General features: G+C 65.8%; 21 protein-coding genes. 7 read left to right on the forward strand and 14 right to left on the reverse strand.

Annotation, left to right across the window (positions count from 1 at the left end):
* Window positions 1–150: 150 nt before the first annotated feature.
* The 4 genes from WB785_RS15580 to mutA are packed head-to-tail and all read right to left on the reverse strand — an operon-like array spanning window position 151 to window position 6,599.
* On the reverse strand, window positions 151–1,416 hold the full coding sequence (locus WB785_RS15580; RefSeq protein WP_424080223.1) for a serine hydrolase domain-containing protein: 1,266 nt from the start codon (window positions 1,414–1,416) through the stop codon (window positions 151–153).
* 41 nt (window positions 1,417–1,457) lie between these two features.
* Window positions 1,458–2,456, reverse strand: a complete 999-nt coding sequence (gene meaB / locus WB785_RS15585) for a methylmalonyl Co-A mutase-associated GTPase MeaB (protein WP_424080224.1) — start codon at window positions 2,454–2,456, stop codon at window positions 1,458–1,460.
* Between the two features lie 4 nt (window positions 2,457–2,460).
* Complete coding sequence (scpA, locus tag WB785_RS15590; RefSeq protein WP_424080225.1) at window positions 2,461–4,710, reverse strand: methylmalonyl-CoA mutase; 2,250 nt, start codon at window positions 4,708–4,710, stop codon at window positions 2,461–2,463.
* Window positions 4,711–4,715: 5 nt separating this feature from the next.
* The gene (gene mutA / locus WB785_RS15595; RefSeq protein ID WP_424080249.1) at window positions 4,716–6,599 is read right to left on the reverse strand and encodes a methylmalonyl-CoA mutase small subunit; all 1,884 of its coding nucleotides are present in this window, start codon (window positions 6,597–6,599) and stop codon (window positions 4,716–4,718) included.
* Between the two features lie 191 nt (window positions 6,600–6,790).
* On the opposite strand from mutA, the gene WB785_RS15600 reads away from it, so the two are divergent.
* The 4 genes from WB785_RS15600 to WB785_RS15615 are packed head-to-tail and all read left to right on the forward strand — an operon-like array spanning window position 6,791 to window position 10,364.
* Entirely contained in the window at window positions 6,791–7,075 is a 285-nt protein-coding gene (locus WB785_RS15600) for a FeoA family protein (protein ID WP_424080226.1), read from the forward strand.
* Entirely contained in the window at window positions 7,072–8,985 is a 1,914-nt protein-coding gene (feoB, locus tag WB785_RS15605) for a ferrous iron transporter B (RefSeq protein WP_424080227.1), read from the forward strand. Before WB785_RS15600 ends, feoB begins: the two co-directional genes overlap by 4 nt.
* On the forward strand, window positions 8,982–9,545 hold the full coding sequence (locus WB785_RS15610) for a NifU family protein (RefSeq protein ID WP_424080228.1): 564 nt from the start codon (window positions 8,982–8,984) through the stop codon (window positions 9,543–9,545). The genes feoB and WB785_RS15610 overlap by 4 nt, the downstream gene beginning before the upstream one ends.
* 57 nt (window positions 9,546–9,602) lie before the next feature.
* On the forward strand, window positions 9,603–10,364 hold the full coding sequence (locus tag WB785_RS15615; protein WP_424080229.1) for a TVP38/TMEM64 family protein: 762 nt from the start codon (window positions 9,603–9,605) through the stop codon (window positions 10,362–10,364).
* A gap of 285 nt (window positions 10,365–10,649) precedes the next feature.
* Here WB785_RS15615 and WB785_RS15620 read toward each other — a convergent pair whose 3' ends face one another.
* Complete coding sequence (locus WB785_RS15620; RefSeq protein ID WP_424080230.1) at window positions 10,650–12,068, reverse strand: MFS transporter; 1,419 nt, start codon at window positions 12,066–12,068, stop codon at window positions 10,650–10,652.
* An 83-nt stretch (window positions 12,069–12,151) separates the two neighbouring features.
* On the opposite strand from WB785_RS15620, the gene WB785_RS15625 reads away from it, so the two are divergent.
* On the forward strand, window positions 12,152–12,634 hold the full coding sequence (locus WB785_RS15625) for a nitroreductase family deazaflavin-dependent oxidoreductase (RefSeq protein WP_424080231.1): 483 nt from the start codon (window positions 12,152–12,154) through the stop codon (window positions 12,632–12,634).
* Here the strand turns inward: WB785_RS15625 and WB785_RS15630 are convergent, their stop codons facing one another.
* From WB785_RS15630 to WB785_RS15640, 3 genes are read right to left on the reverse strand one after another with little or no spacing between them, the layout of a single operon-like run.
* Window positions 12,635–12,991, reverse strand: coding sequence for a DoxX family protein (locus WB785_RS15630; RefSeq protein ID WP_424080232.1), 357 nt, complete (start codon window positions 12,989–12,991; stop codon window positions 12,635–12,637).
* Window position 12,992: 1 nt separating this feature from the next.
* Window positions 12,993–14,129, reverse strand: coding sequence for an SPFH domain-containing protein (locus WB785_RS15635; protein ID WP_424080233.1), 1,137 nt, complete (start codon window positions 14,127–14,129; stop codon window positions 12,993–12,995).
* 25 nt (window positions 14,130–14,154) lie between these two features.
* Window positions 14,155–14,589 (reverse strand): NfeD family protein, encoded by a 435-nt coding sequence (locus tag WB785_RS15640; protein WP_424080234.1) that lies wholly within the window; start codon window positions 14,587–14,589, stop codon window positions 14,155–14,157.
* Between the two features lie 58 nt (window positions 14,590–14,647).
* Between WB785_RS15640 and WB785_RS15645 the strand changes: the two genes are divergently transcribed.
* A complete protein-coding gene (locus tag WB785_RS15645) occupies window positions 14,648–15,505 on the forward strand; it encodes a hypothetical protein (RefSeq protein ID WP_424080235.1) in 858 nt (285 codons plus the stop codon).
* Here WB785_RS15645 and WB785_RS15650 read toward each other — a convergent pair.
* Genes WB785_RS15650 through fabG1 form a run of 3 tightly spaced genes read right to left on the reverse strand, consistent with a single transcriptional unit; the run spans window position 15,502 to window position 18,137 of the window.
* A complete protein-coding gene (locus WB785_RS15650) occupies window positions 15,502–16,539 on the reverse strand; it encodes a ferrochelatase (protein WP_424080236.1) in 1,038 nt (345 codons plus the stop codon). The two genes, WB785_RS15645 and WB785_RS15650, sit on opposite strands and share 4 nt — an antisense overlap.
* A 6-nt stretch (window positions 16,540–16,545) precedes the next feature.
* Window positions 16,546–17,355, reverse strand: coding sequence for an NADH-dependent enoyl-ACP reductase InhA (gene inhA / locus WB785_RS15655; protein WP_424080237.1), 810 nt, complete (start codon window positions 17,353–17,355; stop codon window positions 16,546–16,548).
* Window positions 17,356–17,381: 26 nt separating this feature from the next.
* Window positions 17,382–18,137, reverse strand: a complete 756-nt coding sequence (gene fabG1 / locus WB785_RS15660; RefSeq protein WP_424080238.1) for a 3-oxoacyl-ACP reductase FabG1 — start codon at window positions 18,135–18,137, stop codon at window positions 17,382–17,384.
* Between the two features lie 149 nt (window positions 18,138–18,286).
* Between fabG1 and WB785_RS15665 the strand changes: the two genes are divergently transcribed.
* Complete coding sequence (locus WB785_RS15665; RefSeq protein ID WP_424080239.1) at window positions 18,287–19,129, forward strand: hypothetical protein; 843 nt, start codon at window positions 18,287–18,289, stop codon at window positions 19,127–19,129.
* 64 nt (window positions 19,130–19,193) lie between these two features.
* Here the strand turns inward: WB785_RS15665 and WB785_RS15670 are convergent, their stop codons facing one another.
* The 3 genes from WB785_RS15670 to WB785_RS15680 are packed head-to-tail and all read right to left on the reverse strand — an operon-like array spanning window position 19,194 to window position 22,331.
* A complete protein-coding gene (locus WB785_RS15670; RefSeq protein ID WP_424080240.1) occupies window positions 19,194–20,201 on the reverse strand; it encodes a VWA domain-containing protein in 1,008 nt (335 codons plus the stop codon).
* Between the two features lie 34 nt (window positions 20,202–20,235).
* Window positions 20,236–21,201, reverse strand: coding sequence for a DUF58 domain-containing protein (locus WB785_RS15675; protein ID WP_424080241.1), 966 nt, complete (start codon window positions 21,199–21,201; stop codon window positions 20,236–20,238).
* A complete protein-coding gene (locus WB785_RS15680) occupies window positions 21,198–22,331 on the reverse strand; it encodes an AAA family ATPase (protein WP_424080242.1) in 1,134 nt (377 codons plus the stop codon). Before WB785_RS15680 ends, WB785_RS15675 begins: the two co-directional genes overlap by 4 nt.
* Window positions 22,332–22,343: the final 12 nt, after the last annotated feature.

Here is a 22,343-nt window from a genome sequence, read left to right on the forward strand (position 1 = left end):
CCCGCCAAATGTTGAGTTCCCAATGAATTGTAGTGCTGCGATGTCGTAACGACGCGGCCCGGCTTGCAACGGTTCGCCAGGGCCGGGCCGCACGCATTTCCAGGTGACCTTGAAGGTCGGTTTCCAGCTGAAGAGTGCTTGGTAAACCGGTTAGCCGGCAACGGCTCCGGGCTCGGGGTAGGGCGAGCCGAAGTCGGCCACCCTTTCCAGCCCGTGATTCCGGGCCTCGGTGGCGGCCCGCCGGATCAAGCTGTTCGTCAAGACGAATCCCGCGTGATCGACCAAAACGAGCGGCGACAGCAGCCGGTTGTGCACGTATCCGACCGCCAGGCCGCTTGCGGGATCGGCCCAACCGAGCGAGCCGCCTAGCCCGATATGACCGAATCCAGGCATCGCGTTGAACGGCACGCTGTGATACCCGAGGTGAAAGGCCATCGGCACCAAGATGTTACGGTCCAGCCGCAGGCTCTTTCGTCCCGTCAGGCCTGCCACCAGCTCACGGGACAGGAACTGGGTACCGTCGATTTGGCCGCCGTTGGCGATCGCGCCGTACATCCGAGCCAGTCCACGCGCGGTCGCCACTCCGTTGGCGGCCGGCATCTCAGCGTCCATCATCGGGATATCGCCTTGCACAAAGGCTTTCATGCCCGGGAAATACATGGAGCCGAATCCGCCAGACAGTGGCAGCGCAGCGATTTTCGGTGCTACCGCGTTGAATATCGGATTGGCGATCGCGCTCTGCGGCATGATGATCTGCGCTGGGCGGGTTGGTGATTCGACGGGCGGACGGCCCAGATGCAAGCCGTCGGTGTCCAGCGGCTCCGCCAGCTCCTGGCGGATCAGCTCGCGCATACCCTGGCCGGTGACCGCCCGGGCCAGGCCCGACATCAGCCAGCCGTAAGTCAGCGCGTGATACGCCGGTTTGTCGAACGAGTATCCCGCCGGTGCTGCCGCAAGACGCTCTTCCATCACTTCGTGATTCAGCAAGTCTTCCTTGCTGGCGCCGTGCAACGCCGACAGACCGGCTCGGTGCCGCATCACCTGGCGGACGGTGATGTTCGCTTTGCCATTGGCACCGAACTCCCGCCAGTACTCGGCGACCGGCGCGTCGTAGTCGATCAATCCGCGGTCAACGAGCCGATGAATAACGGTCGACGCCATGCCTTTTGTCGCCGAGAACACCGTGGCGGCGGTGTCTGCCGACCATGGCACCCGTCCGCGCCGATCCGCCCATCCGGTCCAGACGTCCACCACCGGTTCGCCGTGGAGATAGACCGCCATCGCACCGCCACCGAATCGGCGTCCCGGGAACAGCCCGGCGAAGCTGCGCACCGCGCAAGCAAAGTGCGGATCGGCTGCGCCATGAACACCGCGCGGCAGCACCGACCGGCGATTGCCCACCACTTCGAGGGTCATACTGTCGAATTTACCGTTGCCGCTCGCAAACAACTCAAGATTTACCTATCCGTTATCGAGCTGAGCCTAAGTATTTGCTGAGCCGCCAGTGCCGGCGTCAATTCCCCAGCCAGGACCTGGCGCTCGACCTCCGCGCGGGCTTTGCGCACCGCGGGGTTGGAGAGTACCCGGTCCAGGACTGTGTCCCGGACCATCTGCCACGTCCAGTCGACCTGCTGGGTACGCCGGCGCGCCTCGAACTCACCCGCCTCGCTGAGCACCTTCCGATGTCGCTCGACGGTTTCCCATAGCTCTTCTAATCCAGTACCTTCCAACGCGCTCATGGTAAGAACCGGTGGACGCCAGAGTGTTTCGCGCGGATAGATTAGCCGGATCGCTCCGGAAAGTTCGCGCGCGGCCGAGCGTGCCTCACCAAGGTGCTCGCCGTCGGCTTTGTTCACCACGACGATGTCGGCGAGTTCCAGGACGCCTTTCTTGATGCCCTGCAATTGATCACCGGTGCGCGCCAGCGTCAGGAAGATGAAGGTGTCGACCATGTTGGACACCGCCACCTCGGATTGGCCGACACCGACAGTCTCCACCAGGATCACGTCGAACCCGGCGGCCTCCAACAACACGATGGTTTCCCGGGTGGCTTTGGCCACTCCGCCGAGTGTGCCCGATGTCGGCGACGGGCGGATGTAGGCGTCGGGATGGCTTGCCAGCTGCGGCATCCGGGTCTTGTCGCCCAAGATCGATCCGCCGGTGCGAGTCGACGACGGGTCGACGGCCAGCACCGCCACCCGATGGCCACGACCGATCAGGTCCATGCCGAGCGCCTCGATGGTGGTCGATTTGCCGACGCCGGGCACCCCGGTGATGCCCACGTGATGGGCGTTTCCGGCCGCCGGCATCAGCGCCAGTAGCAGCTGCTGTGCCAGCTCGCGATGGTCGGCGCGGGTGGATTCGACCAGCGTGATGGCGCGCGGCAGCGCCGCACGGTCGCCGCCGCAAACAGCTGCGGCGAGTTCGTCAACGCTGTCGCCGTTCTCAGTCTCCATGTGGCTAGAGGGTGTACCCGCGGCGCTCTGCCAGCTTCTTCAGCAGATCGATTGCGGCGTCAGCGATCACGGTGCCAGGCGGGAAGATCGCGGTGGCGCCGGCGGCGTACAGCTCGTCGAAGTCGCCAGGCGGGATGACTCCGCCCACCACGATCATGATGTCGGGCCGACCTACTCCGGCCAGTGCGTCTCGCAGCGCGGGAACCAGGGTCAGGTGGCCGGCTGCCAACGAGGACACCCCGACCACGTGCACGTCGTTGTCGGCGGCCTGGCGTGCTACCTCGTCGGGCGTCGAGAACAACGACCCGACGTCGACGTCAAAGCCGATGTCGGCGAACGCCGTTGCGATCACCTTCTGCCCGCGATCGTGGCCGTCCTGGCCCATCTTGGCCACCAGAATTCTGGGACGACGGCCGTCGGCCTCGGCGAACTTCTCGACGAGTTCAGTCGCGGTGACCATGTTGCCGGCCTTTCCAGCTTCGTCGCGGTAGACCCCGGCGATGGTACGGATCTCGGCTTGGTGTCGCCCGTATACCTTCTCGAGTGCATCGGAGATCTCGCCGACCGTGGCCTTGGCCCGTGCGGCGTTGATAGCCAGCGCCAGCAGGTTGTTGGCCAGCCCGTCCGCCCCGGCGCGCCCGTGCGCAGCAGCAGCCCGGGACAACTCGGCCAGCGCGGACTCGACGGCCTGTTTGTCCCGGTTTGCCCGCAGCTCTTGGAGTTTGGCCAGCTGCTCGGCACGCACCCGGCTGTTCTCGACCTTGAGTACCTCGACCTCTTGATCCTCTTCGACCTGGTATTTGTTCACCCCGATCACGGGTTGGGTCCCGGAGTCGATGCGGGCCTGAGTACGCGCGGCCGCTTCCTCGATGCGCAGCTTGGGAATACCGTCGCTGATGGCCTGCGCCATACCACCGTGCTCGGCGACCTCGGCGATATGGGCACGTGCTCGTTGCGCGAGCTGGTAGGTCAGCCACTCGACGTAATAGGAGCCGGCCCAGGGGTCAATTGGCCTGGTGGTGCCCGACTCTTGCTGCAGTACGAGCTGGGTGTTGCGGGCAATACGGGCGGAGAAGTCGGTGGGTAGCGCCAGCGCCTCGTCGAGTGCGTTGGTGTGCAGCGACTGGGTGTGGCCCTGGGTTGCGGCCATCGCCTCGATGCAGGTGCGAGCGACGTTGTTGAAGGCGTCTTGAGCGGTTAGCGACCAGCCGGAGGTCTGCGAATGTGTGCGCAGCGACAGGGATTTGGGGCTCTTCGGGTTGAATTGAGCGACCAGCTCGCTCCACAGCAGCCGACCTGCCCGCAGTTTGGCCACTTCCATAAAGAAGTTCATCCCGATGCCCCAGAAGAAGGACAGCCGCGGCGCGAACTTGTCGATGTCCAGCTCGGCGTCCAGCCCAGCCCTGATGTAGTCGACACCGTCGGCCAAGGTGTAGGCCAGCTCCAGATCCGCCGTGGCACCTGCTTCTTGGATGTGATAACCGGAAATGGAGATGGAATTGAATTTCGGCATCTTTGCACTGGTGTAGGCAAAGATGTCGGAGATGATGCGCATCGACGGCTTAGGCGGATAGATATAGGTGTTGCGCACCATGAACTCTTTGAGGATGTCGTTCTGGATGGTGCCGGCCAGTTTTTCCGGCGGCACCCCCTGCTCCTCGGCGGCGACGACGTACAGCGCCAGGATCGGCAGTACAGCGCCGTTCATGGTCATCGACACCGATACCGTGGACAAGTCGATGCCGTCGAACAGCTGCCGCATATCGAGAATGGAATCGATTGCCACACCTGCCATTCCGACGTCACCTTGAACGCGAGGATGGTCGGAGTCGTAGCCGCGGTGGGTAGCCAGGTCGAAGGCGACCGACAGACCCTTCTGCCCGGCGGCGAGGTTGCGACGGTAGAACGCGTTGGACTCCGCGGCAGTGGAAAAACCTGCGTACTGGCGGATTGTCCACGGCTGGTTGACATACATCGTCGGGTAAGGCCCGCGCAGGAACGGCGGCTCGCCGGGAAATGTGTTCAGCGGATAGCCTTCAGCCTCGACAGCGGAGCGATCGGCGGCGATGTACACCGGTTTGACCGCAATGTCCTCCGGCGTGTGCCAGACCAGCTGGTCGGGCGTGTACCCGTGCGCGGCCGCCGCTGCGGCAACGTACTTTTCGACTGCGGCTTCGGTCGACGCCGGCACGGTGCGTTCGCTGTGCAATGGGATATCGGAGAAGCTGCCAACAGCAGGCGCGCTGGTCGTCATTGTCGCTACGCCCCTAACCGGGTTAGCAGGCTGGAAAGAGTTTCTACCGCATTGATTTTCATGGTCAGAAACTCGTCGGGTTGCTGGTTGGCGTCTGTCTCCGCTACCGCTTTTTGCGGGCCGGCCAGGCAGATGCGTGAGATTCCTTCGCGGCGGGCCGCCTCGACGATCACCGCCGCCTCGCTGTGGTAGCGGTTGTCGGTGCCGCAGATAACCGCCACCGCGGGCGAACCGGCATCAGCAACCGCCTTAGCAACACCGTTGGCGTCGACTGTTCCCGGGTTGACCGCCTCAATGCCGCCGGAAGCCAACAGGTTCGCCGCGAACGTGGCCCTGATGTTGTGCTCGGCCAGCGGGCCCAGCGGCAACAGCAGCACCTGCGGTCGTGAACCGGTGCGGGCCAGGTAGGCATCGGAGCGGTCCCGCAGCGCTTCGATCGCGGCGGCATAGCGCATCAGATGGCCGGCCGCGAGCGGTGAATGCTGCGAATTATTTTGCGGCAGCGCAGGTTCGCTCAAGTTCGGGTATTCGTTGACGCCGGTGATGGCAGTCTGACGATGCGCGACGTCGTCGGCGCGCCGTGCCGCGATCTCGCCGATCTGGTCGGCGATGTAGTCGCGCGCGTCGACGAACCCGCCGTGCTTTTCGATGGCCTGGAAATGCTGCCAGGCCTGCTGGGCCAGCTGTTCGGTCAGGTCCTCGACGAACCACGATCCGCCCGCCGGATCCAGAATCCGGCCGACGTGCGCCTCTTCGAGCAGCAGCAGCTGAATGTTGCGGGCCATCCGGCGCGCGAAACTGGTCGCCATGCCCGGGAAGCCGTCTGGAATTGCCACATCGAACGGGAACACCAGCACGGTGTCGGCGCCGCCGACGCCAGCGCCGAACGCGGCCAATGTGGTTCGCAGCATGTTCACCCACGGGTCGCGCTGGGTCATCATCGGCAACGACGTCTCGGCGTGCACGACCGCCGCGCCGCCTTCTGGCTCGCCGGCGACCTCAGCAACCCGCGCCCACAGTTGGCGCAAGGCCCGCACTTTGGCTGTCGTCATGAACTGGTCGTCGTCGGCAGCCAGGCGGAAACTGATCTGACGCAGAGCGTGGGCGACCGGTAGGCCTGACTCGGTGAGCACCCGAAGGTAGGCCACCGCGGCCGCGACACTGCCGGCGAGTTCCCACGTGGCGTTGGCTCCCAGATTGTGGAAGGCGGGCCCGTCGACGGTGATTGCCCGCACACCACGGCTGCCGGCCACCCGCTTGGCGACGCCGACGACTTCCCGCAGCGGAGGGGTCGGACGGTCGCTGAGCGAGGCGGTCAGCGGGTCTGCACCCAGGTCGACGGAAAGCGTCGCGCGCTGGTCGGGCTCCACCTCGGCCACCAACGCCAGCAGGGCGTCGCACGCCGCCTGGTAGTCGACACCGGCGTCGAGGATCACCGGCGCCATGCTCAGATAGACGCCGTCGAGCACCTTCGCCAGTTGCCCGGGGGCCACACCGGACTCCCCCACTCGAATCAGCAGCGCGCCGACCCCTTCGGCCAGCCCGGCAAGCACCGCTGCGTTGACGTCTTTTGCTGCGACTCCAGCTACCGGGGTGGCCGGAAGCGCCTCGGCGACCTTCCATCCGGACTTGACGTCCCGCAGCGCATCGCCACCGCGCAGGTAGGGCCACTCGCCCGGCAGCGGTGGCTCCGGCAGTTCGTCCAGGGCGGTGTAGAGCGGGCGGATCGCGAAGCCCTCATATGTCGGGCTGTCGAGCAGCTGCTCGGGTTCGGGCCCCAGCGCCTCTATGTCCCTGGCGTCCCCCTTCTTGCTCTTGGCCAGCACCCCGGCCACCGCCGTGCGCCATCGGGCGCGCCCCTGGGCGGGGTCGGCGGGCGCAGCGGACACATCGACTGACACCGGCGGCTCCTTTGTCGCAGCATGTGGCGGCTCCAACGCTGGGCCTGCCACGTGATCACCAGGCTAATTGACGTCCAGCGACGCCCAAAAGGCGACCGGTGGACGCCCGGGAAGCACCGACGGCCTGCGTAAGTTAGGTGTACCTTACTTCGGTAAGAGCGGTTAACGTTAGGTCGATAATGCGGACTCGGACCCGGCGCACACGCGATCAATCCACGTCGGAGATCGTGCTTGCCCAGTTGCCGCCCGGCCAGCGGGCAACGGTAGTGGGCACGCTGCCACATACCACTGCTGTAATAGCAAATCGGCTGGGGCAGTTAGGTTTTCGAGCTTCGGCCCAAGTCGACGTGATCCGTCGCGCGCCGCTGGGCGATCCAACCATTTACCGGGTTCAAGATACCGAACTGTGCCTGCGCCGCCGGGAAGCGCAACTGATCGTTGTCGTCCCCGAACCGGACCGATGACCGCATGCCATGACGCCGCTGCCACACCGGTCGCCGTCGCCGGTGCTCGGCGGGTGGCCCTGGTCGGCAGCCCGAACGCCGGCAAGACCAGTGTTTTTAATCACCTGACCGGGTTGCGCGCCAAGACCGGCAACTATCCGGGCGTCACCGTCGGGCGCAGCGTCGGCGCCACCAAAGTCGACGGCGTGACGATCGCCGTGGAAGATCTGCCTGGCACCTACAGCCTCGACCCGATCAGCCCCGACGAGCAGGTGGTGACCGACCTGCTGACCGGCGAATACGCCGAGGTCGACCGCCCCGACGCCCTGATCCTGGTCACTGACGCCACCACACTGCGTCGCTCGATCATGCTGGTGGGCCAGGTGCTACGGCTAGATCTGCCGTGCTTGCTGGCGCTGACCATGAGCGACGAATTAGCTTCTCGCGGCGGCAGTATCGACGCCGACGCGTTGTCGACGGCACTGGGCATCCCGGTAGCGGCAGTCGTCGCGCACCGCGGTTCGGGCATCGACGCGCTGCGGGCACAGTTGGGGGCCTTCGACCGGTGGCAACGCCCGCCGGTGCTCCCCCCAGCCGACCAAGACGCCGTCGACGCCTGGGGACGGTCGGTGCTTGACGCGGCCGACTACGTTGCGCCGCAACCGGATCGGCGCACCGCCCGGATCGACCGGGTGCTGCTGCACCCGCTCTGGGGCACGGTGGCGTTTTTTGCGGTGATGTTCTGCTTCTTCCAAGCCCTGTTCACCATCGCTGCGCCGCTGCGGGACGGCATCAGCGGCGGGCTGACCTGGCTGGGCCAGCAGGTGGCCGAGCACATCGGTAATCCCGTCCTCCGCGGGCTGCTTGGCCAGGGGATTATCGGCGGGGTCGGCACTGTGCTGCAGTTCATCCCGCAGATCGTGTTGCTGTTCTTGCTGATCGCGCTGCTGGAGAACATCGGCTACATGTCGCGGGCAGCGTTCTTGATGGATCGGGTGATGGCCAAGACGGGGCTGGAGGGCCGCGCCTTCGTCGCGATGCTGTCGTCCTTCGCCTGCGCGATCCCGGGGATTATGGCCACCCGGACGTTGCCGTCGTCGCGCGACCGGATTGCCACCATCGTCACGGCGCCGTTGATGACGTGCTCGGCGCGGCTGCCGGTGTACACGCTGTTGGTCGGTCTGCTGGTGTCACCGCAAACGCACTGGTGGGGGCTGAGCGCCCAGGGTGTCACGATGTTTCTGCTCTATCTGGGCGGCGGCGCCTCTTCGCTGATCGCCGCGTCGCTGGTCAAGTCGACGATTCTGCGTGGTGATCTGTTGCCGTTCACGATGGAGCTGCCGCCCTATCGATTCCCGTCGCCGACGGTGCTGCTGGCCGCGATGTGGGGTGCGGCCAAGGTGTTCTTGCGCAAGGCGGGGACCATCATCCTGGGCACTTCCTTGATCTTGTGGGCGCTGCTCAATCTGCCGCTCCGCGAGGCCGAGACCCAGGGCCTGTCCTCGACCGATGCAGGCGCCTACGTCATGAACCACAGTTACGGCGCCGATGTCGGCAAAGCTGTTGCACCGGTGTTCCAACCGCTGGGCTTCGATTGGCGCACCAATGTCGCGTTGGTCGGCTCGCTTTCGGCGCGCGAAGTGTTCGTCTCCACCCTGGGCCAGGTGTCGGCGGCCACCAACCCGGCCAACCCGCGCGAAGCGTTGGCAACCATGACGGACGATCACGGCCATCGGGTGTTCACGGCGCCGACCGTCATCGCGCTGATGGTCTATTTCATGTTTGCGTTGCAGTGCATGTCGACGGTCGCGGTGATGCGCCGCGAAACCAACTCGTGGCGGTGGCCGGCCTTCGCGTTTTCCTACATGTTTGCGCTGGCGTGGGTGATGGCGTTTGTTGCCCGGTCGATTGCGGTAGGCCTAGGCGCATGATCCCGATTCAAGCCACGGCCACCGCCGACCCCCAACAGCTGCGCTGGGTGATCGCCGCCGACCGGCTGCCGCCCGCCGGCCCCGTCCGCCAGGCCCCTGGACGCCTCGGCGCCTTGCTGGACGGCGGGGTGATCGACGAGATCGTCATCCGCACAGGCGAAGCGCTGATCACACTCAGCGCCGGCAACCGTTGGCGCGAGCTCGGCGATGACGTCCGCGAAGCGCTCACCGACGCACTGCTGGACCCGGCGGGTTGGCGGGTCGACGCCTCGGACGACACCGGCCAGCTGGCCGCGATCGCCGCAGAGCTGCTCGCTGGACCAATCGGCGCGCTTGCCGAATCGCACGGTGGGTCCATCGAGTTGGTGTCGGTGGTCGGTCACACCGTGACCGTTCGGATGTTGGGCGCCTGCCATGGTTGCGCGGCGGCGAGCTCCACCCTGCATGACAGGCTGCAGCGAGAACTGCGCCGGCGGGCCGGCCCACACGTCACGGTTTGCACCGAAAATAGCGCGGCAATGCCGTTGGGCAAGAAGCTGTTGTCGTTATTTGTCCGTTGAGATTTCTGTCACTGCGGTAGACGTCGCCGGAGGCCGCGACCCGTACTCTTGAGCCTTGTGACGACGCACGCCACCGGGAGATTTGCTGACGCGCTGCGCGGCCTGGCCGCTGCAGTCGTTGCGACGGCACACCAGGTGTCCAAGCGGCGGATGGTGGTGACCGCATCGGTAGCGGCGGTCTTGGTCGCGGTGGCGCTACTGGTTCCGCTGCCCACGGCGGTACAGCTGCGGGACTGGGCGACGAAGACGGGTCCATGGTTCCCGCTGGCCTTTCTGGCTGCCCACATCATGGTGACGGTGTTGCCATTCCCACGGACTGCTTTCACGTTGGCCGCCGGTCTGCTGTTCGGCCCGGTGCTCGGCGTAACGCTGGCGGTGGTGGCCAGCACGGCCAGCGCCGTGCTCGCGCTGGTGTTGGTCCGTGCCGCCGGCTGGCAACTCAGTCCCCTGGTCCGCCACCAGGCAGTGGAGACCGTCGACGCCCGGCTGCGCGACCGCGGCTGGATTTCGGTGATGTCGCTTCGATTGATTCCCGCGGTGCCGTTCTCAGTGCTGAACTATGCCGCCGGCGCGTCGGCGATCCGGGTGTTGCCCTACTCATTGGCGACACTGGCCGGTGTGCTGCCCGGCACCGCGGCCGTGGTGATCCTCGGCGACGCGCTCACCGGCCACGTCAGCCCGCTGCTGCTTCTGGTGTCGCTGGGCACCGGCATCGTCGGGATTGCACTATTGGCTTACGAGATCTGGCACCACCGGCGGCATAAGGGTGCACCCGTAGCGGAAACCGATACAGCCGCGGAGCCGGCGTCCGCGTGGTGAAAGCCTGGGAGGCGACGAGATGTACCTGAGAGGCCTGGCCGCCGCGGTCGCCGTCGCCGCCGGGCTCAGCATCTCTGCGCTGACGTCCGCACCAGCCGGGGCCGTCCCGTTGGACCCGACCCCGCCATGCGCGGACTGCCAACCAACTCCGACTCAGCCGCCGGCGCCGGCCCATCGGCCATGCTGGCCATACGGGCGCGTCGGACCCGGCAGTCCCAGAGGCGGCGGCGGACAACCGGCATACCCACCGCAGTGCCACCCGGCAACCCCGAAGCCCTGATGTCGCTAGTCGTCGGCAACCAATTCGCGGGCCTCCTGGTCCGTCTCCACCGCGGGCGCTGATCCCGGTAGCCGCCGACCTGCCACCTCTGGCGTGAACGGGAGCGTCACCGCCCCCACCAGCCCCGCGACGATCAGCATGTATGCCGGCATCATCGCGTTGCCGGTCCCGGACACTAGCGATTGGGCGATCAGCGGGGTGGAGCCGCCAACCGCCGATAAGGAGATGTTGTAGGCAATGGCCAGCGCCCCGTAGCGCACCTCGGTGGGAAACAGCGCCGGCAGCATGGCCGGGGAAGTTGCGTCGAAGCACAGTTCCATCAACCCGATCAACAGCACACCGATGAAGATCACCAGATAGCCGCCGCCGGAATGGATGAGCAGGAATGCCGGAATCGATGCCGCTATCAGCAGGCCGCAGCCGGTCCACATTATCGGTTTGACGCCGATGTGGTCGGACAGCCAGGCGACGAACACCAGAACGACCATGAGAAACATCAACGTTGCGGTAATCATCACGAGCGCGGCGGCGTGGCCGACGCGCACGACCACCTTGAGGTAGGTCGGCAAGTATCCGGTGAGCATGAAGTCCGCCGAGCTGGACGTGACCACCAGAGCCGCGCAAATCAGCATGGCTTTCCACTGCTGGACCAGCGTACGCCAAAACGGTTGCAGGCCATGCCGATTCGGTGCACCCGCGCCGACGCCGACGTTCTGGTAGGCCGCGGATTCCGCGAGGCGCAGCCGTAGATAGATGGCCACAACGCCGAATGGCGCGCTGAGCAAGAGCGGAATCCGCCAGCCCCACATCAGCATGTCGTGGCTCGGCAGCCAGGTTTGCAGCCCGGTCACCATTAGCCCGGCAAGCACGAACCCAACCAGGTTGCCCATCGGCAAGAACCCGACCATCATGCCCCGCTTGCGGTCGGGGACCTGCTCACCCAAGTAGGTCATCGCCCCGACGTACTCACCGCCGGTCGACAGGCCTTGGAAGACCCGCGCGACGACAAGCAGGATCGGCGCCCAGATGCCGATGACGCTGTAGCCGGGCAGCAGACCGCTCGTCGTGGTGCCTACCGTCATCAACATGATCGTGATCATCAGCACCCGCTTGCGCCCGATGCGGTCACCGAGCGGACCGAAGATGAACCCGCCGAGCGGACGCACGACGTATGCCGCCGCCAACGTCCCGAACGTGGCGATGAGGTGAACGGCGCTGACGCTGTTGCCGGGATAGAACACCTGCGCAATCGTGGTGGCGATATAGCCGTAGACCCCGAAGTCGTACCACTCCATGAAGTTGCCGACCGCGGTACCCGCGATTGCATGGCGCGCCACGCCTGCGTCGACGACCCGAATGTCGGCGCGAGTCCATTTGCGGCGGCGACCGCGGCGGGTACCTGTTCCGCCGCGTGCATTGTTCATCGGGAGGGGACATACCCACTACGTCCACGCGGCAATGCTTGAGTCATCAATCCCGCGAGAAGCACCGACAACAAGGAGGCATTATGTCCACCACACGTCCGCCGTCGCGGCTCGCCGCAGTGGGCGCGCGCATCCTGCGTTCGCGCCCGCTGATGCGGGCTCCGATCTGGATCTTTAAAGCGCGCGCTGGTGCAGTGTTCGGTTCGCGACTGCTGATGTTGGAGCACATCGGCCGCAAATCCGGCGTCCGGCGCCATGTCGTCCTCGAGGTCGTCGACCATCCCACGCCGGACAGCTACGTCGTCGCGTCCGGCTTCGGCGCCAAAGCCCAGTGGTTCCGCAACATCAAGGCCAACCCGCGGGTACGGGTCTATACCGGAAGCCGCGCGCCCGTGCCGGCCACCGCGCGGATTCTGAACCCGCCAGAAGCAGACCGCGCGCTTGGCGCGTACATCGCAGCGCATCCGCAGGCCTGGGAGCGATTTCGGCCCGTGCTGGAGCGCACCCTCGGCAGCCCGATCACCGAGACCGATACACCGCTGCCGATCGTCGAGCTGCGACTGTAGTTAATCGTCGTTCGGGCCCTTGGCTGTCAGCACCGCGTAGGTGGCCAGAAATGACGCCGCCGGAAGGGTATTGACGATTCGGTCGCGGACGCGAATGTGGGCGCCCACTGCGAGCACGAAGTACACCGTCAGCATCGCCGTAGTCAATCGCGCCAATGCCGGAATTCGGCCAGCCGACAGTAAGCCGATCACCGAGGCGGCCTTTGCGACCGGAAGGATCCACCGGATGTTCGGTGGAACACCGTACTGGTCAAGGGCTTTGGTGATTTGCGGCAGCGGGATCGCGCAGGCGACCGCATCACCGGCCTGAAAAGCGGCAAGCGCCGCATAGGTTTTCGGCGAAGTCAATGCGCCCACGTCACTGATTCAGCTGCGACGGTGGCGGCAAGGTGCCCTCGACCGGCGTGCGCGCGTCTGCCTCGGCCTTGGCCACCGCCTGGAGAATCGCCGGGTCGGTTTCAGTGGAGAACCAGTCGGCGACCTCGGCGTCGTCATCGTCGGCGGAGTGCTTGGGCGCGTCATCGACCGGCGATGGCTGATACCTGAACACCCCGTCGGAGCCGGGAGCGCCCAGCAGCTTGGTGAATCCCTGCAACGCCGTGCCGAAGTCGCTGGGCACCAGCCACACCTTGTTGGCTTCGCCCTGCGCCATCTGCGGCAAGACCTGCAGGTACTGGTAAGCCAGCATCTCCGGGGTGGGCCGGCCGGCCTTGATCGCGGCGAACGTCTTCTCGATCGCCTTGGCCTGGCCCTGCGCCTGGAAGTAGGCCGCGGCCCGTTCGCCCTGCGCCCGCAACATCCGGGACTGCCGGTCGGCCTCGGCCGCCAGGATCGCAGCCTGCTTGGCGCCTTCGGCGGCGAGGATCTGCGACTGCTTCTCCCCCTCGGCCTGTGTGATCGCCGCCTGCCGGGCGCCCTCGGCGGTCAAGATTATCGCCCGCTTCTCCCGGTCGGCCTTCATCTGCTTTTCCATCGACGCCTGGATCGACGGCGGCGGGTCGATACTGCGCAGCTCGACGCGTGCCACCCGCAGTCCCCAACGGCCAGTGGCCTCATCGAGCACACCGCGCAGTTGTTGGTTGATCTGGTCGCGGGACGTCAGGGTCTGCTCCAAAGTCATCCCACCGACGACGTTGCGCAGCGTGGTGGTGGTGAGCTGCTCGACACCCACGATGTAGTTGCTGATCTCGTAGACCGCGGCCTGCGGGCTGGTGACCTGGAAATAGACCACGGTGTCGATGTTGAGGGTCAGGTTATCCTCGGTGATCACCGGCTGCGGCGGAAATGACACCACGCGTTCGCGCAAATCCACCCGGGCGCGGACCCGGTCTATGAACGGAATCAGCAGGGTTAGCTGCCCGCTGATTGTGCGGCTATATCGGCCCAGCCGTTCGATCACCGCCGCTTCCGCCTGTGGGATCAGCGCCACCGACTTGGCCACCACGATGACCGCGAACACCACCAGAACAGCAAGAAATACCAGACCAGCAACCACAGTTCCTCCTATTGCTCAAGAGGGCTTACGTGTTTTTCCAGACCACCGCGGTGGCACCGTCGATATGCATGACGGTCACCCGATCGCCGGGTTCAAAGACGTCGCCTTCATTCATCGGCCGCGCCGTCCAAACCTGGCCGTCCACTTTCACCTGACCCTCATCTCGGGCGACCCGGTCGAGGACCAGTGCGCTCTTGCCCTCCAGCGCCTTAACACCCGTCGGAAGGCCCTTCGCAGGGGTCAGACGCCGCCGCAACGCGGGCCGGACCAGTACCAGCAGAAGCACCGAAACTACCAGGAACACGGCCCCATCGGTCCATATCGGCAAGTCCAGCAGCCAACTTGATCCGGCCGCAGCCAGCGCACCCCCGCTGAGCATCAGCATGAACATGTCGCCGGTCAGCGCCTCCGCGCCGGCCAGCCCGAACGCCACGATCAACCAGATCACAGCCGCAGACATGCCGTCAGGATATCGCGTGATCAGCCTTGCTCACGGCGAACAACTAGACTGCGAAACCATGTGGTGCCCCAGCGCAACGCTCTCGGTCTGGGCCAACGCCTGGCTTGCCGGCAAGGCCGCGCCCGACGACGTCCTCGACGCGTTATCTTGTTGGGCGCCAATACAATCGGTTACCGCGTACGATTCTGTCGCCGCGGGCCACACCGGCTTGCCGTGGCCGGACGTGAACGACGCGGGCGTGGTGTCGCTGCTACAGACGCTGCGCACCGCTGCCGGTCGGCCGTCGAGGGGCGCACCTTCGATCAAGGTGGTGTTGCCGGTTCCCGGCGATGTCCGCGGGCTGGCGGCGGGCACCCAGTTCGAACGTGACGCGTTGGCCGCGGGCGAAGCGGTGATTGTCAGCAATCCGGACGATCCCGACGTCGCCGTCGGGCTGGTGCCCGAATTCGGGTACGACGACTCTGACGACGAACACGTGGTGCCCGAATTATGTGCGCTGTCCTGGACCGTCTATTCACTGCCGGAGGCTCCGGTCGTCGACGATACCGAGCTGGGCCAGGCCGAATACGCCCTCCGGCTTGCGGTGCGTTCAGCCGCCGACGCGCTCACCGCAATCGGGCTGGGGTCCACCGGCGCCGACATCGACGATCCGCGCGGGCTGGTCGAGCAGCTGTTGGAATCCACGCGACACCACCAAGTTCCCGAGCCTGCGCCGTCGCGTGCCTTGCGGGTGCTGGAGAACGCCGCACACGTCGACGCGATCATCACGGTCAGCGCGGGGCTGACCCGGATCGGGACGCAGTCGTTGTCGGAGGCCCAGATCGCCACCGACGCGCTGCGTCCGCTGGCCGCTGTGGTGCGATCGGCGAGAATGGCCGCGCTCAGCGCGATTCTGTGCGCCGCCTGGCGCGGCTAGCTCACCGATCGGTCAGTGGGTTCCTCGGCGACACAGTGCGGCGGACCGCACGGCTCGCCGTTGGTGCTGGCCGCGCAGCCCGGCACCGGATCGGGTCCGCTGACCCGGGCAGGCGCTCGGCCATACCGCAATTCGTCGATCAGGTCCACCGCCATCCGCGCGAAGCGCGGGTGCGCATTAGGCGTTGCAGCCCGTACCAACACAATGCCTGCCGCCTCGGCCTGAGATCGCAACTCCTGATCGAGATCCCACACCACCTCGATGTGATCGGCAACAAACCCTATCGGGCAGACGATCACGGCTTTGACCCCCGTTGCGACCAATGCTGAAAGATGGTCGGCGACATCGGGTTCCAGCCATGGAACTTGCGGCGGACCCGATCGCGACTGCCAGGCCAGGTCGAAATCGTGGTACCCGGCTTCCGCTGCGACCAGCCGTGCGGCGTAAGCGACTTGGCGGCTGTACAGCTGCGGACCGCAGCGCTGGTCGGCGGCCACCGGGACGGAATGCGCGGTGAATACCAGCCGCGCGTCGGCGGACAGCTCGGCGGGCAGGGCGCCGGAGGCCGCGCCGATGGTGTCAGCGAAAATCTGTACGAAGCTCGGGTGATCGAAGTAGGGCCGCAGTTTGACCAGTTCGGGCGCACCAGGGCCGACCGCTCGGCGCGCCCGGGCGATGTCCTCGACGTACTGGGTGCAGCTTGAATAACCGCTCCACGCCGACGTAGTGAACACCGCCGCGCGTTGAACACCGTTGTCGCGCATGGTCGCGACGGTGTCTTCGACGTACGGTTCCCAGTTGCGGTTGCCGAAATAGACTGGCAATTCCGACTCCGCTTGCAGTTGGGCGACCAGCGCCCGGTTTATCCTGTTGATCGGCGACACCCCGCCGAAATGCAGGTAGTGCTCGGCGACGGCATCAAGGCGCTCGGGTGGCACATTGCGACCGCGAGTGACGTTCTCCAGGAAAGGCCTTACCTGCTCAGGCCCTTCCGGCCCACCGAACGACAGCAGCAGGACCGCGTCGAATTCCATTGCCGTCTAGAGTAATTGGGTGCTAGCGCCGCCATCGGCGTAGATGATCGTCCCGGTGGTCGCCGGCAGCCATTCCGACAGCAGGGCACACACCGTCTTGGCGACCGGTGTGGGATCCTTCATATTCCAGCCGATCGGGGCACGCTGATCCCAGCCCTCTTCGAGCAGCTGCATCTGGGCGCCGGCCTCGTCGCCGAGCGCGCCACCCACAATCGCGCTCATCGCCAGCGTCCGGATCGGGCCCGCGGCAACCAGATTGGAGCGGACGCCGAACTTGCCGGCCTCGCGCGCCACGAACCGGTTAACCGATTCCAGCGCGCTCTTGGCCACCGTCATCCAGTTGTAGGCGGGCATCGCCCGGGTCGGGTCGAAATCCATACCAACAATCGAGCCGCCGGAGTTCATGATCGGCAGCAGCGCCTTCGCCAGCGAGGCGTACGAATACGCCGAGATGTGAATGCCTTTGGAGACATCCTCATACGGTGCATCGAAGAACGGGTTGATGCCCATTCCCGTCTGCGGCATGAAGCCGATCGAGTGCACTACACCGTCGAGCTTGTTGCCCGCGCCGATCTCGGCCGTCACCCGCTCGGCGAGCGAATTCAGATGCTCCTCGTTCTGCACGTCGAGTTCGATCAGCGGCGCCTTCTCCGGCAGCCGGTCGGCGATGCGCTGAATCAAGCGCAACCGGTCAAATCCGGTCAGCACCAACTGCGCCCCCGCTTCCTGGGCCGCCTTGGCGATGTGAAACGCAATCGACGAGTCGGTGATGATCCCGCTGACCAGAATCCGTTTGCCGTCGAGCAGTCCTGCCATGTCCGTCCTTTATGCCGTGGTTGAAATCAGTGGCCCATACCCATGCCGCCGTCGACCGGGATGACCGCACCGGAGATGTAGGAGGCATCCTCGGACGCCAGGAAGCTGACCACGCCGGCGACCTCGGCGGCGGTGCCCACCCGCTTCGCCGGAATGAATTCCAGTGCCCCCGCCTGAATCCGGTCATCCAGCGCACGGGTCATATCGGTGTCGATGTAGCCCGGGGCCACCACATTCGCGGTCACGTTGACCTTGGACAGCTCCCGGGCGATCGAACGGGCCATGCCGATCACACCAGCCTTGGAGGCTGCGTAGTTGGCCTGGTTGCCGATGCCCCAGGTGCCCGACACCGAACCGATGAAGATCAGCCGGCCGAACCGCTTTCGCTGCATGCTGCGCGATGCGCGCTGGACCACCCTAAACGCCCCGGTGAGGTTGGCGTTGATGACCTTTTCGAATCTCTCTTCTGTCATCCGGATGAGAAACGCGTCTGCGGAAACGCCGGCGTTGGACACCACCACCTCGACCGCACCCTGGTGCTCCTCGACGGCTTTGAACGCTCGGTCGACGGCTTCGTTGTCGGTGACGTCACACTCGACACCGAACAGCCCTTCGGGCGCCCCGGATCCGCGGTGCGTGACAGCTACCTTGTGGCCGTCGGCGGCCAGCCGCTGTGCGATCGCCAGACCGATCCCCCGGTTTCCGCCCGTCACCAGGACAGATCGGGATACGAACGCGGGTTTGCCGCCGTCGGCGGCGGGCTCGGTGGCTACGTCAGTCACCCGGCCAACTTATCGCCTAGGTGCGGCGGGGCTGAAATCTGCCCCGAGCTACGGGTGACGAGCGTAACGCCACGGCGAAAAACCCGGCCGGATTGCGCCCTGGCGTTACGCTCACGGTCGTTGTCGGGGTGCTTCGGCAGACTTCCGTCATGACCGACCCGTTCCGCGGTACTGAGGCCCTGGCCGCGCACCAGCTATCCCGTTATGAGCTACGAAGTCGCTACATCGCGCTGCACCAGGACGTGTATGTATCTAGAGATGCGCAGCTGACGCCGGTGTTGCGTGCCAAAGCGTGTTGGCTGCGCTCACGACGCCGCGGTGTCCTCGCCGGCTTCTCCGCCGCTGCTATGCATGGTGCCAAATGGATCGATCCGGCCCTGCCCGCCACAATCATCGATGCCAACCGCCGTCCCGCCGCGGGCGTACGGGTCTGGGCGGAGCGCATCGCTGACGACGAGATCGGCGTCGTGGACGGCATGCCCCTCACCACACCGGCCAGGACTGCGCTGGACCTGGCCAGGCGATACCCGTTGGGCGTCGCCGTTGCCGCGGTCGATGCGCTCGCCCAGGCGACCGAGTTGAAGCCGGCCGACGTTGAGTTACTGGTCGATCGCTATCAGGGCCGCCGAGGCATCAGGGCCGCCCGAACCGCCGTCGAGCTGGTGGACGGCGGGGCGCAGTCGCCGAAGGAGACCTGGCTGCGCCTCTTGCTGCTGCGCGCGGGGTTTCCGCGGCCGCACACCCAGATCGCGGTTCGGAACGAATGGGGTTGGGTGGAAGCGTATTTGGACATGGGTTGGGAGGACATCAAGGTGGCAGTCGAGTATGACGGTGATCAACATCGGTCGAGCCGCTACCAATACGTGAAAGACATCCGCCGGCTCGAGATGCTGGATCAGCGGTATGGCTGGCTCGTGGTCCGGGTCGTCAGCGAGGACCATCCCGACGACGTCATCCGCCGCGTAGCCGCCGCACGAGCGCGACGACTGTAACGCCACGGCGAAAACCCGAGTCGGATTTTCGCCCTGGCGTTCCGCTCGCGGACAAACGCAAGGATCAGGTCGGCAGGCGCCGGTTGATCAGCAGAGCCGCGAGGCCGGCCAGCGCCAAGACCAGCGAACCCAGCCGCAGCCATCCCACGCTGGCGTCGCCGCGGATCGTCTCGTAACCGATCTGCTGCTGCAGCGACGCGTAGACCTGCTTGAGCTCCTGCAGATTGGAAGCGCCGTAATGGTTGCCGCCAGACAGCTCGGCCACCTTCTTCATCGTGCTGTCGTCGACGGGCACCGGCTGGCGTTGGCCGTTAATTTCCACGAAGCCATATGGGGTACCGAACGAGATCGTGGAGATCGGCACACCTTGGTCCTTGGCAGTGCGCGCCGCAGTGAAGGCACCCTTGGGGTTGTCCGGGTTGGTCGGCATTGTCTCCTTACCGTCGGAGAACAACACGATCCGCGCCGGCGGCGGAGTGTCGCCGCCGCCGATCACCGCGCCCACGGTGGCGATGGCCTGCAGCGCCGTGAAAATGCCCTCCCCCGTAGCGGTGCGGTCAGCAAACTGCAACTTGCCCAGAGCCGCTTTGGTCGCGTCCCGGTTGGTCGTCGGCTGCACCAGAACCGTCGCCGTTCCGGCGTAGGCAATCAACCCGAGGTTGATGCCCGGGGTCAGCTCCCCCGCGAACTCCTTGGCAGCCGCTTCGGCGGCGGCCATCCGGTTGGGTTCGACGTCGGTGGCCCGCATGGACTGCGAGACGTCGATGACCAGCATGACGACCGCACGGTTGCGCGGGATTCGCACATCGTGGGTGGGTCCAGCCATCGCGATCGTGAACAGCACCAGCGCCGACAGCAGCAAGATAGCCGAAAGGTGACGCCACCGGGTGGGCTGCTTGGGCGCCACACTTTCCAACAGTTCCATGTTGGCGAACCGCAGCATCCGGCGATGCCGGGCCACCTGGACGATGATGTACAGCGCCAGCAGCGCCAATACGACAAGCAGGAACAGAAAAAACCATGCGTGGGCGAAACCCGACAGCGTCATCGGCCCGAGCAACGGCAGTGTCATAGGCGACCCGTCTTGATTTGTGTGGGCGCTGAGGTCACTGGCGACCCGCCAGTGCCCCGCGCCGGCGGGATTCGACGAAGCGGACGATGTCGGCAATCCAATCCCGGTCGGTGCGCAGCGACAACAGCGGCGCTCCGCAGCTGCGCATGGTGCGGTCCACGTCGGCGCGATGAGCCGCGGCCGCCTTGGCGAAGTCGTCACGCAGCTGCTCGTCGATGGTGAACTCGCGGGTGACACCGGATTCGGCGTCTTGCAAGACCACGTCGCCGACGTCGGGCAACTCGACGTCACGGGGATCGAGCACCTCGATGCCCAGCACCTCATGGCGCGCAGCGATCGCCCGCAACGGACGCATCCAGTTGATCGGGCCGAGGAAGTCGCTGATGATCACGGCCATGCCGCGGCGGCGTTCCGGACGGCGCAGCGCATCGATGGCCACCGCCAAGTCGCCGCGCACCCCTACCGGCGCCTTGGGCATGGTGGCGATGGTGCGCAACATCGTCTGCTCGTGCTGGCGTCCAGAGCGGGCTGGGACACGAGTTATCTTCTCGCCGTTGGCAATCAAGGCGCCGAGCCGGTTTCCACCACCGCTGTTGAGGAACGTGATCGCGGCCGCGGCCGCCACCGCTAGGTCGCGCTTCTCACAGACCGTCGTACCGAAGTCCAAGCTGGCCGACATGTCGACCACCATCCAGGTCTCCAGCTCGCGGTCGGCGATCATCTGCCGGACGTGCGGGTGCATCGTGCGCGCGGTGACAGCCCAGTCCATCCGGCGGACGTCGTCGCCGGGCTGGTACTCGCGGGACTCCCCCGGCTCAGATCCCGGACCCGGGATCAGGCCGAGGTGATCGCCGTGCAGCACACCGTCGAGCTTGCGTTTGACCGTGAGCTCCAGTTGGCGCAGCGCCGCCGACAGCTTCGGGTCATCGATCTGCCCACGCTGAAACGACGGCGGGTGCGTGCCCGCGGGCTTCTCCGCGGCCGAATCTAAATCGGTCACCGACCGCTGGCCGCCGCCGCGGTTTGCATCACCGGAGGTACCGAATGACCCTGTTGCGGAACGGCATTCACCTGCGGCATCCCGACGGTCTGCAGGATCCGGGTGATGATCATCTCCGGTGAGACTTCGTCGGCCAGCGCGTCATAGGTCAGCACCAACCGGTGCCGTAGCACGTCGGGAATGACCTCAACAATGTCTTGGGGGATCACGTAGTCGCGGCCGCGCACCAACGCCAGCGAGCGCGCGCCGGCGATGATGCCCAGCGACGCGCGAGGCGAAGCACCGAACGAGACCCAGCTCTTGACGTCGTTCATACCGAGCTGCTCGGGATGACGGGTCGCGGTGACGACGCGCACCACATAGTCCACCAGCGCGTGGTGAACGAAGTTGTTCGCGGCGATGTCCTGCAGCCGCAGCAGATCACCGGTGTTGAGGATCTGCTTGGGCTCCGGCGGCCGCACGCCCATCCGGTAGATGATCTCCCGCTCCTCTTCGGGAGTGGGGTAGCCGACATTGATCTTGAACAGGAAGCGGTCCCGCTGTGCCTCCGGCAGCGGGTAGACACCCTCATGCTCGATCGGGTTCTGCGTCGCCATCACCAGGAACGGGTTGGGCAGCGGGAATCTCTTGCCGCCGATCGAGACCTGGCGCTCCTGCATGACCTCCAGCAGCGCCGACTGCACCTTCGCAGGGGCCCGGTTGATTTCGTCGGCGAGCAGGAAGTTGACCACCACAGGGCCGAGCTCGGTGTCGAACTCCTCCTTGCCCTGCCGGTAGATGCGGGTACCGACGATATCGGTGGGCACCAGGTCAGGCGTGAACTGGATGCGTGCGAACGTCCCGCCGACCACCCGCGCGAACGTTTCCACGGCCAGCGTCTTGGCCACGCCGGGCACACCCTCGAGCAGCACATGGCCCTTCGACAGCAGGCCGACGAGCATCCGCTCCACGAGCTGGTCTTGGCCCACGATGATCCGCTTGACTTCGAAGATGGCGCGTTCCAGGGTGTGCACCTCGGCAGCCAGCCCATTGCCGCCGCCGGACGGCGAGGCGTGCGCAGGGGCGGTCGGGTGGCCGCCCGGACCCGAGTAATCGCCGGCGCCCGGGGGCGGCCCGCCTGCTGATGTCATCGATTACCCTCC

Source organism: Mycobacterium sp., assembly GCF_049585075.1.
Classification (GTDB): domain Bacteria; phylum Actinomycetota; class Actinomycetes; order Mycobacteriales; family Mycobacteriaceae; genus Mycobacterium.

What these genes read in the sequence shown, in the direction of transcription:
- WB785_RS15580 (WP_424080223.1), bottom strand. Translation starts at nt 1,416, where the DNA reads ATGACCCTCGAAGTGGTGGGCAATCGCCGGTCGGTGCTGCCGCGCGGT.
- meaB (WP_424080224.1), bottom strand. Translation starts at nt 2,456, where the DNA reads ATGGAGACTGAGAACGGCGACAGCGTTGACGAACTCGCCGCAGCTGTT.
- scpA (WP_424080225.1), bottom strand. Translation starts at nt 4,710, where the DNA reads ATGACGACCAGCGCGCCTGCTGTTGGCAGCTTCTCCGATATCCCATTG.
- WB785_RS15600 (WP_424080226.1), top strand. Translation starts at nt 6,791, where the DNA reads ATGCGGACTCGGACCCGGCGCACACGCGATCAATCCACGTCGGAGATC.
- feoB (WP_424080227.1), top strand. Translation starts at nt 7,072, where the DNA reads ATGACCGCATGCCATGACGCCGCTGCCACACCGGTCGCCGTCGCCGGT.
- WB785_RS15610 (WP_424080228.1), top strand. Translation starts at nt 8,982, where the DNA reads ATGATCCCGATTCAAGCCACGGCCACCGCCGACCCCCAACAGCTGCGC.
- WB785_RS15620 (WP_424080230.1), bottom strand. Translation starts at nt 12,068, where the DNA reads ATGAACAATGCACGCGGCGGAACAGGTACCCGCCGCGGTCGCCGCCGC.
- WB785_RS15625 (WP_424080231.1), top strand. Translation starts at nt 12,152, where the DNA reads ATGTCCACCACACGTCCGCCGTCGCGGCTCGCCGCAGTGGGCGCGCGC.
- WB785_RS15640 (WP_424080234.1), bottom strand. Translation starts at nt 14,589, where the DNA reads ATGTCTGCGGCTGTGATCTGGTTGATCGTGGCGTTCGGGCTGGCCGGC.
- WB785_RS15645 (WP_424080235.1), top strand. Translation starts at nt 14,648, where the DNA reads ATGTGGTGCCCCAGCGCAACGCTCTCGGTCTGGGCCAACGCCTGGCTT.
- WB785_RS15650 (WP_424080236.1), bottom strand. Translation starts at nt 16,539, where the DNA reads ATGGAATTCGACGCGGTCCTGCTGCTGTCGTTCGGTGGGCCGGAAGGG.
- inhA (WP_424080237.1), bottom strand. Translation starts at nt 17,355, where the DNA reads ATGGCAGGACTGCTCGACGGCAAACGGATTCTGGTCAGCGGGATCATC.
- WB785_RS15665 (WP_424080239.1), top strand. Translation starts at nt 18,287, where the DNA reads ATGACCGACCCGTTCCGCGGTACTGAGGCCCTGGCCGCGCACCAGCTA.
- WB785_RS15670 (WP_424080240.1), bottom strand. Translation starts at nt 20,201, where the DNA reads ATGACACTGCCGTTGCTCGGGCCGATGACGCTGTCGGGTTTCGCCCAC.
- WB785_RS15680 (WP_424080242.1), bottom strand. Translation starts at nt 22,331, where the DNA reads ATGACATCAGCAGGCGGGCCGCCCCCGGGCGCCGGCGATTACTCGGGT.